Genomic DNA, 14,667 nt, shown 5'->3' on the forward strand with positions numbered 1-14,667 from the left:
CTCCGCGAAGAGGATGGTGAATCCGGGTCATGGACGCCAAGCCACGTGCCACGCCGGCTGCCGGCTGTCGCCGCTGGACGACGCCCCCTACTGGGCGGGCGAGTCCTTCCACGACGCCGTGGCCGGTGTCCGGACCGACGTCCTGGGCGCCGACGGTACGGCGAGACCGTGCGGATCACCACGTCGTGACCGGTACGCGTACGGCTGTGCCCCGGCTCCCCGACGGGAGCCGGGGCACAGCCGCGGGTCAGCCTGCTTCGGGGAAGTGGCAGGCGACCTGGCGCGTCCCGCCGGTCGAGGCGACGCGCAACAGCGGGGCCTCGGTCCGGCAGATCTCTTCGGCCTTGGGGCAGCGCGGGTGGAAGGTGCAGCCGGGCGGGGGAGCGGCCGGGCTCGGCGGGTCGCCGAGCAGTGTGATCCGCTCCCGGGACCGCTCGGCCGCGGGGTCGGGCAGCGGCACGGCGGAGAGCAGCGCGCAGGTGTAGGGGTGGGCGGGGGCCGCGTACACCCGTTCCTTCGTGCCGATCTCCACGATCCGGCCGAGATACATCACGGCGACCCGGTCGCAGACCCGCTTGACGACCGACAGGTCGTGGGCGATGAAGAGGTAGGCGAGCCCGAGTTCGCTCTGGAGCCGCTCCATCAGATTGACGATCTGGGCCTGGACGGAGACGTCGAGGGCGGAGACGGGTTCGTCGGCGACGACGAGCCGGGGGCTGGTGGCCAGCGCGCGGGCGATGCCGATGCGCTGGGCCTGACCGCCGGAGAACTCGTGCGGATAGCGGTCGATGTGCTCCGGGATGAGCCCGACCAGATCCATCAGCTCCACGGCCCGCTTGCGCGCCTTTGACGCCGAACTCCCCTGCACCATCAGCGGGTCGGAGATGATCCGGGCCACCGTGTGCCGGGGGTTGAGGGAGGAGTGCGGATCCTGGAAGACCATCTGCAGATCGCGGCGGAGCGGCTTGAGCTCGCGCTGGGACAGATGGCTGATGTCGCGTCCCTCGTACGAGACGGAGCCGGCGGTGGGTTCCAGGAGCCGGACGATCACGCGGCCGGTGGTCGACTTGCCGCAGCCGGACTCGCCGACGAGCCCCAGGGTCTCACCCGCCGCCACGTCGAAGCCGACGCCGTCGACGGCCCGGACCGGGGCCGAGCGGGCCCGGCCCCCCGGGAAGGTCATCGTCAGGTCCCGTACACGGAGCAGGGGCTGGGATGTCGTGGTCGTGGTCATGAGGCGACGCCTTCGTACGCGGGGAAGTGGCAGGCGGCCGGATGCCCGTCCGGGCCGCGGAGCAGCGGGCGTTCGCCGGCGCAGCGCGCCCGCTCCTCCTCGGAGCCGGCGGCCGCGCGGGGGCAGCGGGGCGTGAACGCGCAGCCCGGTGCCGGGTCGAGCAGGGACGGCGGGCTGCCCGGGATCGCCCGCAGCGGGGCGTCGTCGTGGTCGTCGAGCCGGGGCAGCGAGTCGAGCAGGCCGCGAGTGTACGGGTGGGCGGGCGCCGCGAACAGGGCGTCCACCGGAGCGTGTTCGGCGGCCCGGCCGCCGTACATCACCAGGACGTCGTGGGCCACCCGGGCGACCACTCCCAGATCGTGCGTGATCATGACGACGGCGAGCCCCCGCTCCTGCTGGAGGCGGGCGATCAGCTCCAGGATCTGGGCCTGGACGGTGACGTCCAGGGCGGTGGTCGGCTCGTCGGCGATGAGGAGATCGGGCTCGCACACCAGCGCCATGGCGATCATCACGCGCTGGCGCATACCGCCCGAGAACTGGTGCGGGTACTCGCCGGCCCGGCGCCGCGGTTCGGGGATTCCGACCTCGGCGAGCGCCTCGACGGCCCGCTCACGGGCGGCCTTTCGGCCCGAGCCGAAGTGGACCCGGTGGTGCTCGGCTATCTGCTCCCCCACGGTGTAGTACGGGTGCAGGCTGGACAGCGGGTCCTGGAAGATCATCGCCATCCTCCGGCCGCGCAGACCGTTCAGCTCGCGGTCGGACAGACCGATCAGCTCCCGTCCGGCCAGGGTGACGGAGCCGGTGACCTCGGCGCCGGTGTGCAGGCCCATCACGGCCAGCGAGGTGACCGACTTTCCGGAGCCGGACTCGCCGACGATGCCGAGGGTCCGGCCGCGCGGCACGTCGAAGGCGAGGGAGTCGACGGCCCGGACCGGGCCGCGCTTCGTCGGGAAGGTGACCGTCAGGTCCCGTACCGACAGCAGGGAGGCGGACTCGGCCATCAGTACCTCACTCGCGGGTCGACGACGGCGTACAGCAGGTCGACGGCCAGGTTGGCGACGACGATGAAGGTGGCGGCGAGCAGGGTGACCCCGAGGATGACCGGCTGGTCCCCGGTGGACAGGGCGCCGTAGAAGAGCCGTCCGATGCCGGGCAGCCCGAAGATGGACTCGGTGATCACCGCGCCCGCGAGCAGACCGCCCAGGTCCATCCCGAAGATGGTGAGGACGGGCGTCATGCCCGCCCGCAGTCCGTGCTTGACGACCACCGTGCGTCGCGGCAGACCCTTGGCGCGGGCAGTGCGGATGTACGGCTCCGCCATGCTCTCGATCATCGAACTGCGGCTCTGCCGGGCGTACATGGCCGCGTACAGGATCGCGAGCGCCAGCCAGGGGAGCAGCAGGTTGGAGGCCCAGGCGCCGGGGTCGGAGCCGAAGGGGACGTACTGCGGATAGGGCAGCAGCCCGGCCACCCGGATCAGCCCGTAGATCAGCATCACCGAGGTGAAGTAGACGGGCAGCGAGGCGGCGGCGACCGCGCCGACCATCAGGGCGCGGTCGGTGAACGTGTCCTTGTGCAGGGCGGCGGTGACCCCCGCGGTGAGACCGAGCAGCAGCCATATCGTGGCGGCGCCCAGGGCGAGCGAGGCGGAGACCGGAAGCCGGTCCACGAGGAGCTCCCAGACGCCCTGGCTGTTCTCGTACGAGTAGCCCAGGCACGGGAACTCGCAGTGCAGGGCGTACTGCCCGCTGCCCATGGTGCGGCCGGTGAAGATGCCGGTGACGAAGTCGGTGAACTGCCGCCACAGAGGGTCGTCCAGGCCCATGTGGGCGCGGATCGCCTCCAGGCGTTCGACGCTGCACGACTTGCCGCACGCCGCGGCTGCCGGGTCGGAGGGAAGGACGTAGAAGATGGTGAAGGTGACGGCGGCGATGGCGACCAGGACGCCGAGTACGCCGAGGAGCCGGCGGCCGAGGTAGAGGATCACGAGCCGCTTCCTCTCGGGTCGAGGACGTCCCGCAGGGCATCCCCGAGCAGGGTGAACGCGAGCACCGTGAGGAAGAGGCAGAGGCTCGGGACGACGAAGTACATGGGATCCGTGTCGTAGTAGGCGACGCTCTCGGCGATCATCTGGCCCCAGGAGGGGGTGGGCGGGCGCACGCCGACGCCGAGATAGCTCAGCGCCGCCTCGGTGGCGATCATCCCCGGGATGATCAGGGTGGTGTACGCGATGACGGGCCCGGCGACACCCGGCAGGATCTCGCGGACCAGGATACGCAAGGGCCCCGATCCGCCGACGCGGGCGGCATCGACGTACTCGCGGTGCTTGAGCGAGAGGGTCTGGCCCCGCACGACGCGGGCGATGCCGGGCCAGCCGAAGAGGCCGATGACGGCAGTCATCAGCAGGATCCGGTTGACGTCCCGGGCCACCGACATCATCGCGATCATGAATATGAGGGAGGGGAAGGACATGGTGAGGTCCATCAGCCGGGAGAGCACGGCGTCGGTGCGGCCGCCGAAGAACCCGGCGGCGATGCCGGCCGCCGTCCCGGCGAGGACGACGATCGCGGTCGCGGCGAAGGCGATGAGCAGGGAGACCTGGGCGCCGTGCACGACCCGGGCGAACAGGTCGCGGCCGGTGACGGGTTCGACGCCGAGCCAGTGCTCGGCGGAGACCCCGCCGAGCGGACCGATGGGCTGACCGCCCAGGTAGGGATCGACGGCGCTCTTGTCGAACTCCTCGGGGCCCCAGCCGCCCAGCGCGCTCAGCAGCGGGGCGGCGACGGCCATCAGCGCGAAGAGCGCGACCACGGCGAGCGAGAGCTTCACGGAGGTGCGGCGGCGCAGTTCCGCGCGGGCGAGCTGCCAGGGTCCGCTGCCCGTGGCGGGGGGTGCGGAGACGGTGGACATGACGGTCAACTCAGCTGCCGCTCTCGGAGGGGTCCTTGAGGCCGATGGTGGCGTAGTCGAGCTGGCCGCCGAAGGAGGTGTGGCCGAAGGCGCCGGCGATGTTGGTGCCGATCAGCAGGGGCATGCGTTCGACGACGGCGGGCGCGGTCGGGGCCTTGGCGAGGATCTGTCCGTCCAGTTCCTGCCAGGCCTTGTCGGCCTGAGCGGCATCGGTCATGGCGGCGATCTCGTCCATCCGCTTCATGGTCGCGTCGTCGCGGAAGAGGGAGTGGTTGCCGGAGTTGCCCTTCTCCTTGATGTAGCGGCCGTCGAAGACGAAGGGCAGGAACGTGGAGCCGGAGGGGTAGTCCGGGCACCAGCCGGTGTAGACGAGGTCCGTGCGGTTCTTGGTGTCGCCGATGGTGTCGTAGAAGGCCGAGGGGTCGACGGTCTCGATGACGACCTTGATCCCGGCCCGGCCCAGGGACTGCTGGATCGCCTCGCCGACACCCTTGTCGCCGTTGGAGACGGTGATACTGGTGGAGAAGCCGCCGGCCCGGCCGGCCTCCTTCAGGAGTTGCTTGGCCTTCTCCACGTCACCGGTGAGCGGGATCTTCAGACTGTCGGGCTGCTTGCCGGCGAAGAGGGACCCCGGCATGAGGGCAGTGGCCGGGTCGTTGAGGGCGGGGCCGCCCGAGGCCGTCGTGACCGCCTCCCGGTCCAGGGCGTACTGCACGGCCTGCCGGACCTTGACGTTGTCGAAGGGGGCGCGGCCGGTGTGCATCTGCACCATCTCGGTGCAGTTGCTGGACTCGGCGAGCAGCCGCGCCTTGACCTCGGGCTTGGTGAGCACCTTGGAGGTGCTCTCCGGGCTCAGCTTGCGCCATTGGACGGCAGAGGCGTCGGCGCCCGAGGAGGCGATGAGCCGGTCGTCGATCTGAGTGGCCTTCAGGCCCATGGTCATGACGACCTTGTCCGGGTAGGCCTTGCGCACGGTGTCCGTCTTCGGGTCCCAGTGGGTGTTGCGGACCAGGGTGAGCTGCTTGTCGCGGGCGTAGGACTCGATCTTGTACGGGCCGGAGGAGAAGGGACGGTTGTCGTACTGGGGGCCGTTGTCCTTCGCCTTCGGCACGGGGGCGAAGGTGGGCAGCACGGTCGCGTAGGGGAACTCGGCGAAGGGCTTGCGCAGTTCGAAGACGATCGTGTGGGCGTCAGGGGTCTTCACGGAGTCGAGCTGCTTGCCCTGGGACGGTCCCTGGTAGCCCTCGGCGCCGGTGAGGTAGCGGGCCGCGTAGTCGGGGCCGCCGGGCAGATCGGGCGAGAAGGACCGCTCGACGTTGTACTTGATGTCCTGGGCGGTGATGGGCGATCCGTCCTCGTACTTCAGGCCCTTCTTGAGCTTGAATGTCCAGGTCCTGGCGCCGTTGGACGGGACGCCGAGGTTGTCGGCGAGGTCGGGGGTCAACTCGCCGCCCTTCGCGCCGGGTTCCGCCTTGTACGTGACAAGGGTGCGGTAGAGCAGGCGCGTGCCGAAGTCCATGTCGCTCATGACCCAGTTGCGGGCCGGGTCGAGGTGGGTGAAGTCCTGGTTGGACAGGACCGTCAGGGTGCCGCCCCTCTGCGGCGTACCGCCGACCACCGCGCCGTTGTTCGCGGTCGCGGGGTTTTCGGCTCCCCGGCCGTCGTCGGCCTTCTTGCCGCCGGAACAGGCGGCCGCTCCCAGGCTGAGGGCGGCCACCAGCGCGGTGGCGAGTGCGGTACGGGTGCGCGTGTCCATCAGTGATCACTCCGAGAGCAGAGTCGGACAGCCGGCTCGGCGGCGAGCGGCGGCTGGAACGTGACCTGTAACATAGTAATGTGAAATTGCACTGCACAACCCATCGGGGGTCCTGTTATCCATCCGTGTCGTAGGGAGTCCGCCGGGTCCGGGTGGGGCCTTGTCTCTCGTTGTGCAATGTGAAATATTACTGACGTGCTCACGAGAAGAAGCTCGGACGTCATCGTCGTCGGCGCAGGCGTCGTCGGCGCGGCTTGCGCCTACTATGCCGCCCGGGCCGGCCTCACCGTCACCGTCGTGGACCGAGGCCCCGTCGCCGGCGGCACCACGGGGGCGGGGGAGGGGAACATCCTGGTCTCCGACAAGGAGCCCGGCCCGGAACTCGAACTCGCCCTGCTCTCCGGGGCCTTGTGGCGGGAGCTGGCCGAACTGCTCCCGCCGGACATTGATTACGAGCCCAAGGGCGGACTCGTCGTCGCCTCGAACGAGGACGGGATGGACGCCCTGCGGGCGTTCGCCGCCGGACAGGGCAACGCCGGTGTCGACGCCCGGGAGGTCCCGGCCGAACTGCTGCACGAGCTCGAACCGCACATCGCCCCAGGCCTCGCCGGCGGCTTCCACTATCCGCAGGACGCCCAGGTCATGCCCGCCCTCGCCGCCGCCCACCTGCTGGGTGCGGGCGGAGAGCACAGTGGCGGCCGCGGTGCGGTCCGGCTCAGGCTCGGCGAGGAGGTCGAGGCGATCGTCACCGGTGCCTCCGGAGAGGTGCGCGGCGTCCGTACGACGGCCGGGGAGATCTCTGCCCCGTACGTGGTGAACGCCGCCGGAACCTGGGGCGGTGACCTCGCGCGTCTCGCCGGGGTGGAGCTTCCCGTCCTGCCCCGCCGGGGCTTCGTCCTGGTCACCGAACCGCTGCCGCGGGTGGTGCGCCACAAGGTGTACGCGGCCGACTATGTGGCGGATGTGGCCAGTGGGTCGGCGGCGCTGCAGACCTCGGCGGTGGTCGAGGGCACCCCGGCGGGCCCGGTGCTCATCGGCGCCAGCCGGGAGCGGGTCGGCTTCGACCGGTCGCTCTCCACCGAGGTGCTGCGGCGGCTCGCGGCCGGGGCCACGGCCCTGTTCCCGATGCTGGCCGGGGTGCGGGCGATGCGCACGTACGCCGGATTCCGGCCGTATCTGCCGGACCACCTGCCGGCGATCGGTCCGGACCCGCGCGTCCCCGGTCTCCTGCACGCATGCGGGCACGAGGGAGCGGGGATCGGTCTCGCGCCGGTGACGGGACAGATCGTCACCCGGTGCCTGATGGGGGGTGAACCCCCGGTCGACATCGGCCCGTTCATGCCCCTGCGATTCGCCTCGGCGTCGTCCTGAGCCCACTCAGACCGTCACGAAAGGAGAGGTCCCGTGGCCCGTACCCCCGCCGACCTGGTCGGGGCGCAGTCCGATCCGTCGTTCGACATCACCTTCGACGGACGTCCCGTCGCCGCCCTGCCCGGACAGTCTGTGGCCGCCGCCTTGTGGGGAGCCGGCATCCTCGCCTGGCGCTCCACCCGGGACGGTGGCCGACCGCGCGGCGTGTTCTGCGGCATCGGCCAGTGCTACGACTGCCTGGCCACGATCAATGGAGAGCCCAACCGACGGGCCTGCCTGGTTCCCGCGCGCCCCGGCGACGAGATCACCACTCAGGAAGGACACGGCCATGACCGCCTCGGCGTGTGAACCGTACGACCTCGCGGTCATCGGGGCGGGCTCCGCCGGAATCGCGGGCGCCGTCGCCGCCTCCGAACTCGGCCTGTCCGTGGCCCTGGTGGACGCCTCGGCGCAGACCGGCGGACAGTTCTACCGGCATCCGGCGCCGAGCCTCGGCGCCGTGCGGCCCGAAGCGCTGCACCACGACTGGTCCGCCTTCCGCGACCTGCGCCGACGTCTCGCCGAGAGCGACGTGACCCATCTGGCCGGACACCACGTATGGAGCGTGACCAGGAGCGACGAGGCCGTCGACGGCCCGTGGACCGTTCACGCCGTCATCGGCCCCGACGGAGCGGACGAACGCAGCGCCCGCGTGCGCGCCCGCGCCGTCCTGCTCGCCACCGGCGCGTACGAGCGTCAACTCCCCTTCCAGGGATGGACATTGCCCGGCGTGGTCAGCGCCGGGGGAGCGCAGGCCATGCTCAAGTCCGGCCTGATCCTGCCCGGCAGACGGATTGTCGTGGCGGGAAGCGGCCCGCTGCTTCTCGCCGTTGCCTCCTCGCTGGCCGCGGCGGGGGCGCGGGTGCCGGCGGTGGTGGAGGCGTCCGGGTACCTGCGGTACGCCCGCAACCCTCGGGCGCTCGTCACCAACCCGCACAAGGCGGCCGAGGCGCTGCTGCACGGAGGGGCGCTACTGCGGCACGGCGTGCGGCTGCGGACCCGCAGCGCCGTCACCGAGGTGCACGGCTCCGACCGGGTGGAGGCCGTCACCGTCACCCGCCTCGACCGCGACTGGCGGCCCGTACAGGGGTCGGGCCGCCGGATCGCCTGCGACGCGCTGGCCGTCGGGCACGGGCTCGTCCCCCAGATCGAACTGGCCGTGGCGCTCGGCTGCGCCACCCGCACACTGCCCGACGGCACCCTCGCGCTCGCCCTCGACGGTCTCCAGCAGTCCTCGGTGCGCGGCCTGTGGGCGGTCGGCGAGGCCGGGGGTGTGGGAGGCGCGGAACTGGCTCGTGTCGAGGGCGAGCTGGCGGGCGTCGCGGTCGCCGTCCGGCTGCGGGGGAGCCGAGTCCCCGCCGGCCGGATCCGCGGACTGAGCCGTCGTCGGGACCGCATGCGCGCCTTCGCCGAGGTGATGGCCGCCGCCCACGCACCCGGGTCCGGCTGGCCGGGGTGGCTGACCGACGACACGGACGTGTGCCGCTGCGAAGAGGTCACCGCCGGGCGCATCCGAGAGGCGGTCGCCGAGCTCGGGGCGCGCGACGCGCGCACCGTCAAGCTGTTCACCCGGGCCGGCATGGGCTGGTGCCAGGGACGGATGTGCGGGACGGCCGTGGCCTGCCTCGCGGCGCGCGACGGCGACGCCGAACCCCCGGCCGAGCGCCGCCCGTTCGCGACACCGGTTCCGCTCTCGGTGCTGGCCGCCCTCGATGAGGCCGACGCCGAAAGCGCCGAGGCCGGCGACCGCCGGTCGTAGGCGATTCCGCCCTCTTGGGAAGCCAGGAGCTTAATGAAATGTCACAGTCTACAGAAAGGTCCGTCGACATGACCGCCAAGAACTGGAACAGCGCCACCCCCTGGCGCGGCATCATGGTCGCCACCACCCTGCCCCTGCGCGAGGATCTGTCCGTCGACCACGACGCATACGCCGAGCACGTCCGCTGGCTGATCGACAACGGCTGCGACGGTGTCGTACCCAACGGCTCGCTCGGCGAATACCAGACCCTCACCGCTGAGGAGCGCGCCCGTGTCGTCCGTACCGCCGTCGAGGCAGCGGGCGACGGGGCCCGGGTCATGCCCGGTGTCGCCGCCTACGGCAGCGGCGAAGCCCGGCGCTGGGCGGAGCAGGCGGCCGAGGAGGGCTGCGGCTCGGTGCTGCTGCTGCCCCCGAACGCCTACCGGGCCGATGAGCCGGCCGTACGCGCCCACTACGCCGAGGTCGCCCGGGCCGGCGTGCCCGTGGTCGCGTACAACAACCCCATCGACACCAAGGTCGACCTGACCCCCGGGCTGCTCGCAGGGCTGTACGCCGACGGCAGCATCGTCGCCGTCAAGGAGTTCAGCGGGGACGTCCGCCGGGCGTACGAGCTCGCCGAACTCGCCCCGGAACTCGATCTGCTGATCGGTGCCGACGACGTCCTGCTCGAACTCGCCCTGGCCGGCGCCGTCGGATGGATCGCCGGATACCCCAACGCGTTCCCGGCCAGCTGCTCCGCGCTGTACCACGCCGCCGTCACCGGCGACCTGGCGACGGCCCTCCCGCTCTACAGGTCCCTGCACTCCTTGTTGCGCTGGGACTCCAAGACGGAGTTCGTCCAGTCCATCAAGCTGTCCGTGGACATCGTCGGCCGGCCCGGAGGGCCGACCCGCCCGCCCCGCTTCCCGCTGACCGGAGAGATCGAGGCGGGAGTCCGGGGCGCCACCGAGAAGGCCGTGGCCGACGGCCACCGCTGACCAGTCCGCCACCGACCGAAAGGAAAGGCCCGTGCGTACGCGTCACGTGTTCCACGCCGTCGACTCGCACACCGAGGGGATGCCCACGCGGGTGATCACCGGTGGCGTCGGTGTGATCCCCGGCGCCACCATGGCCGAGCGGCGGCTCCACTTCATCGAGCACCTGGACCGTCTCCGGACGCTCCTGATGTACGAGCCGCGCGGGCACGCGGCCATGAGCGGTGCGATTCTCCAGCCGTCCACTCGGCCCGACGCCGACTACGGCGTCCTCTACATCGAGGTCTCCGGGCTGCTGCCCATGTGCGGACACGGCACCATCGGCGTCGCCACTGTCCTCGTCGAGACGGGCATGGTCCCGGTGACCGAACCGGTCACCACCGTGCGGCTCGACACCCCGGCCGGCCTGGTCCGTGTCGACGTGCAGGTGGAGGACGGGGCGGCGAAGTCGGTCACGCTCACCAATGTGCCGTCTTTCTGCGTCGGCCTGGGCCGCAAGGTGACCGTGCCCGGCTACGGTACGGTCACGTACGACCTCGCCTTCGGCGGCAACTTCTACGCCTTCGTCGAACTCGACGCGCTGGGCCTGCCGTTCGACCGCGCCCGCAAGGACGAGCTGCTCACGTCAGGGCTTGCGATCATGGAGGCGATCAACGCCTCGCCGGACCGGCCCGTCCACCCGGAGCAGCCGCAGATCGCCGGAGTCAAGCACGTCTACCTCGCGGCCCCCGGTTCCGACGCCCACCACTCCCGCCACGCCATGGCCATCCACCCCGGCTGGTTCGACCGCTCCCCGTGCGGTACCGGCACCTCCGCGCGCATGGCGCAGCTGCACGCCCGCGGTGAACTGCCGCTCGACCGCGACTTCGTCAACGAGTCCTTCATCGGGACGCGCTTCATCGGACGCCTCGTCGCCGAGACCGAGGTCGGCGGGGGACCCGCCGTCGTCCCGACCGTCACAGGACGCGCGTGGATCACCGGCACAGCCCAGTACTTCCTCGATCCGGACGACCCCTTCCCCGGAGGTTTCCTCCTGTGACCACCACCAAGTTCCTCGTCCTCACCTCGCGCAATCCCGCCGACCCGTCCGACGTCCTCCTGGAGATGCCGGCGCCCGGCGCGTTCGCGTCGATCGACGCCGTGGACCGGGCGCGAGCCGCCCAGCAGGGGTGGCTGCTCGGCGGGGCGGCCGCCCGCTCGGCCGCTCTGGGGTCGGCCGCCGACGCCATCGAGGCCGCGGGGGCCGAGCTGACCGCCCTCGCCGTCCGGGAGGTGGGCAAGCCCCTCACCGAAGCCCGGGCCGAGGTCGCGCGCACGGTCGCGATCTGGCGCTACTACGCCCAGGCGCCGTATGAGCCCGTGGGGGCGGTCCACGAGACCGCCGTGGGCGCCGGTCTGCTGCTCACCCGCCGCCGGCCGCACGGTGTGGCCGGACTGATCACGCCCTGGAACTTCCCTTTCGCCATTCCGAGCTGGAAGGCCGCCCCGGCGCTCGCCGCCGGCAACGCGGTCGTCCTCAAGCCCGCCCCCGAGGCCACCGCCTGCGCCATGCACCTGGCCGAGATCGTCCAGCGGGCCCTGCCGGAGGGCGTCTTCACCGTCCTGCCCGGCGGGGCGGCGGAGGGCAACGCGCTCGTCTCCTCCGCCGATGTCGTCTCCTTCACCGGCTCGACCGCCGTCGGCCGGGCCGTCGCACGCCGCGGTGCGGCCCGGGGCATTCCGGTCCAGGCCGAGATGGGCGGTCTGAACGCGGCCGTCGTCGTTCCCGACGCCGACATCGAGACGGCCGCGGCCCACATCGCCACCGCGATCGCCGGTTACGCGGGGCAGAAATGCACCGCCACCAGCCGTGTCATCGCGGTCGGGACGGCCCTGAAGCCCCTGCGCGAGGCGCTCTCGGAAGCGCTCCGGGCTCTTCCGGTCGGCGATCCGGCCGACGCGGCGACCGTGAGCGGGCCGCTCATCGACCAGCACGCCCGCGACCGGGTCTGCGAATCCTGGCACGGCCTGTGCACACTGGCCGGCGGCACCGTACCCGACGGCCCGGGCTGGTTCGCGGCCCCGACCCTCGTCGAGAAGGTCCCCTCCGGGCACCGCCTGCTGCGCGAAGAGGTCTTCGGTCCCGTGGCGGCCCTGCTGCCCGCAGAGAACCTGGCCCACGCGGCACGGATCACCAACTCGGTGCCGTACGGCCTGGTCACCTCGGTCCACACCGCCGATCTGAGCACTGCCCTTGACGGACTCGACCGGCTCGACACCGGAATGATCAGGATCAATGCGCCGTCAACCGGCGTCGACTTCCATCTGCCGTTCGGAGGCGCCAAGGCGTCCAGCCACGGGCCGCGCGAACAGGGCAGGGCCGCGCTGGAGTTCTACACCTCCAGCCGCACGTACACCCTGACACCTCCATAGGCAACATGACATTGTACGGTGGGTTCTTACCGGACCGAAGGGACCAGAACCTCCATGGGCCACCTGAAGCAGACCGATCTCAACGCAACGCGCGAGCGGCTGCGCGACCAGGTGAGCCATGCCCTCCGGGCGGCCCTGATCTCCGGTGAGCTGCGCCCGGGCATGGTGTATTCGGCGCCCACACTCGCCGAGGACTTCGGTGTCTCCGCCACCCCCGTCCGCGAGGCGATGCTCGATCTGGCCCGTGAGGGCCTGGTCGAGCCCGTCCGGAACAAGGGCTTCAGGGTGACGGAGGTCAGCGAGCGCGACCTCGACCAGTACACGGAGATCCGTGCTCTGATCGAGATCCCCACAGTCGGCCGAGTCACCCGCAGTGCAGCGCGCGAGGAGCTGGAGGCGCTGCGTCCGGTGGCGGAGGAGATCGTCCGGGCCGCCCGCGACCACGACCTGGTCGGCTACCTGGAGGCCGACCGGCGGTTCCATCTGTCGCTGCTCGCGCTCTCGGGCAACGACCGACTCGTCGAAACGGTCGGCGACCTGCGCAAGCGCTCCCGGCTGTACGGTCTCACCGCCCTGGACGAGGGCGGCGAGTTGATCCCCTCGGCGGAGGAGCACCTGGAGCTGCTTGACCTGATGCTCGCGGGTGACGCGAAGGGGGCCGAGAAGTGCATGGCCCGGCACCTGGGTCATGTGCGCTCTCTGTGGGCCGGCGGTGGTGGGTCTTCCCCGGCCGGGGGGTCCGGAAGGGCCGGAATCAAGCGCTCGGCCTGAGACGGCACAGTCCCCATAACACCCTGCTATGCCCGAGGGAGAGCTTCTCGGAACGAGCCCGCTGATGCACGCTCGGTATACAATGTCACACATCACTCCTTGAATGCTGACGACCCGCTTGGTGCGAAAGGGACTTATGAACCCGGTGTACGCCATCACCGATCACGTTTTCACCGCCCCGCTGGACCACTCCCTTCCGGCCGGCCCGACCATCCAGTTGGTTGCGCGTGAAGTCGTCGACCCGGCCCGCACCGGCGAACGACTGCCGTGGCTGCTCTATCTGCAGGGCGGTCCCGGCGGCAAGGCGCCGCGGCCTTCGGCGGGCTCGCCCGGGTGGCTGCCCCAGGCGCTGAAGACCCACCGGGTGCTCCTCCTCGATCAGCGCGGCACCGGCCGCTCCACCCCGATCACCGCCCGTACGGCCGCCCGGTTCGACTCGCCGGCCCGACTGGCCGCGTATCTGGCCTGCTTCCGCGCCGACGCCATCGTCGCCGACGCGGAACTGATACGCCGCCGCCTGTGCGGCGACGCCCCGTGGGAGACGCTCGGCCAGAGCTACGGCGGCTTCATCACCCTCACCTACCTCTCCCGGGAGCCGGAAGGTCTGCGGGCCTGCTATGTCACCGGCGGCCTGCCGGGCCTCACCGCGACCGCCGACGACGTGTACGCCCGCACCTACCCCCGGGTGCGAGAGCGGGTCCTCGACTTCTATGCCCGCTATCCGGACGACGCCCTTCGACTGCGCCGGATCGCCGATCTCCTGGCGGCCGACGACATCCGGCTGCCGGGAGGAGACCGCCTGACCACCCGTCGTCTGCGCACCCTCGGCCTCGCGCTCGGCATGGGCGACGGCTTCGAACGGATCCACTGGTTGCTCGACGAATCGCTGGACGCGAACGGCGAGTTGACGGACACCTTCCTCCACCAGACGGAGACCCTGACCGGATTCACCGACAACCCGCTCTTCGCCGTCCTGCAGGAAGCGCTGTACGGGCAAGGGGCCGGTCCCACCGGCTGGGCGGCTTCCCGGGCGCTCGACGGCTTCCCCGAGTTCGCCGAGAAGGCGGACCCGCTCCTGCTCACCGGAGAAATGATCTACCCCTGGATGTTCCGGGAGATCAAGGCCCTGCGCCCCTTCGCGGACGCCGCGGACCTCCTGGCCCGGCGCACCGACTGGCCGCCGCTCTACGACCCTCGCCGCCTGGCCGCCAACCAGGTTCCGCTGGCCGCGGTCGTCTACCACGACGACATGTACGTCGACGCGGACCTCTCCCTGCGCACTGCACGCGAAGTCGGTGCCACCCGGACGTGGGTCACCAACGAGTGGGAGCACGACGGCGTCACCGCCTCCGGCGGCCGTGTGCTCGCCCGGCTGATGGACCTGGCCGCCGGCCGCGCATAGCCCTTCGCTTCTTGCTCCCTCTCATCCCCCTCATCCATC

Annotated in this window: 13 protein-coding genes; 8 read left to right on the forward strand and 5 right to left on the reverse strand. The window is 71.4% G+C overall.

Features of this window, described 5'->3' with window-relative positions:
• Positions 1-247: 247 nt before the first annotated feature.
• Genes ACWD0A_RS06750 through ACWD0A_RS06770 form a run of 5 tightly spaced genes read right to left on the reverse strand, consistent with a single transcriptional unit; the run spans position 248 to position 5,900 of the window.
• Complete coding sequence (locus ACWD0A_RS06750) at positions 248-1,234, reverse strand: ABC transporter ATP-binding protein (RefSeq protein WP_451295270.1); 987 nt, start codon at positions 1,232-1,234, stop codon at positions 248-250.
• Positions 1,231-2,235 carry an ABC transporter ATP-binding protein gene (locus tag ACWD0A_RS06755; RefSeq protein WP_451295272.1) on the reverse strand — a complete coding sequence of 335 codons (1,005 nt, stop codon included), beginning with the start codon at positions 2,233-2,235 and terminating at the stop codon, positions 1,231-1,233. Before ACWD0A_RS06755 ends, ACWD0A_RS06750 begins: the two co-directional genes overlap by 4 nt.
• Positions 2,235-3,221, reverse strand: a complete 987-nt coding sequence (locus ACWD0A_RS06760; RefSeq protein ID WP_451295274.1) for an ABC transporter permease — start codon at positions 3,219-3,221, stop codon at positions 2,235-2,237. Before ACWD0A_RS06760 ends, ACWD0A_RS06755 begins: the two co-directional genes overlap by 1 nt.
• Complete coding sequence (locus ACWD0A_RS06765) at positions 3,218-4,144, reverse strand: ABC transporter permease (RefSeq protein WP_451295276.1); 927 nt, start codon at positions 4,142-4,144, stop codon at positions 3,218-3,220. Before ACWD0A_RS06765 ends, ACWD0A_RS06760 begins: the two co-directional genes overlap by 4 nt.
• A gap of 10 nt (positions 4,145-4,154) precedes the next feature.
• A complete protein-coding gene (locus ACWD0A_RS06770) occupies positions 4,155-5,900 on the reverse strand; it encodes an ABC transporter substrate-binding protein (RefSeq protein WP_451295278.1) in 1,746 nt (581 codons plus the stop codon).
• A gap of 195 nt (positions 5,901-6,095) precedes the next feature.
• Between ACWD0A_RS06770 and ACWD0A_RS06775 the strand changes: the two genes are divergently transcribed.
• From ACWD0A_RS06775 to ACWD0A_RS06810, 8 genes are all read left to right on the forward strand, one after another.
• On the forward strand, positions 6,096-7,271 hold the full coding sequence (locus ACWD0A_RS06775) for an NAD(P)/FAD-dependent oxidoreductase (RefSeq protein ID WP_451295280.1): 1,176 nt from the start codon (positions 6,096-6,098) through the stop codon (positions 7,269-7,271).
• A 33-nt stretch (positions 7,272-7,304) separates the two neighbouring features.
• The gene (locus tag ACWD0A_RS06780) at positions 7,305-7,619 is read left to right on the forward strand and encodes a (2Fe-2S)-binding protein (protein ID WP_451295282.1); all 315 of its coding nucleotides are present in this window, start codon (positions 7,305-7,307) and stop codon (positions 7,617-7,619) included.
• Positions 7,600-9,069, forward strand: coding sequence for an FAD/NAD(P)-dependent oxidoreductase (locus tag ACWD0A_RS06785; RefSeq protein ID WP_451295284.1), 1,470 nt, complete (start codon positions 7,600-7,602; stop codon positions 9,067-9,069). Before ACWD0A_RS06780 ends, ACWD0A_RS06785 begins: the two co-directional genes overlap by 20 nt.
• Positions 9,070-9,137: 68 nt before the next feature.
• Positions 9,138-10,046, forward strand: coding sequence for a dihydrodipicolinate synthase family protein (locus tag ACWD0A_RS06790; RefSeq protein WP_451295286.1), 909 nt, complete (start codon positions 9,138-9,140; stop codon positions 10,044-10,046).
• A 31-nt stretch (positions 10,047-10,077) separates the two neighbouring features.
• A complete protein-coding gene (locus tag ACWD0A_RS06795) occupies positions 10,078-11,082 on the forward strand; it encodes a proline racemase family protein (protein WP_451295288.1) in 1,005 nt (334 codons plus the stop codon).
• A 65-nt stretch (positions 11,083-11,147) separates the two neighbouring features.
• Positions 11,148-12,455: an aldehyde dehydrogenase family protein gene (locus tag ACWD0A_RS06800; protein ID WP_451295547.1), complete on the forward strand. Its 1,308-nt coding sequence runs from the start codon at positions 11,148-11,150 to the stop codon at positions 12,453-12,455.
• Positions 12,456-12,509: 54 nt separating this feature from the next.
• On the forward strand, positions 12,510-13,226 hold the full coding sequence (locus ACWD0A_RS06805; protein ID WP_307711918.1) for a GntR family transcriptional regulator: 717 nt from the start codon (positions 12,510-12,512) through the stop codon (positions 13,224-13,226).
• A 136-nt stretch (positions 13,227-13,362) separates the two neighbouring features.
• Positions 13,363-14,628 carry an alpha/beta fold hydrolase gene (locus ACWD0A_RS06810; protein WP_451295549.1) on the forward strand — a complete coding sequence of 422 codons (1,266 nt, stop codon included), beginning with the start codon at positions 13,363-13,365 and terminating at the stop codon, positions 14,626-14,628.
• Positions 14,629-14,667 lie beyond the last annotated feature (39 nt).

It is taken from the genome of Streptomyces sp. NPDC002867 (assembly GCF_053591895.1).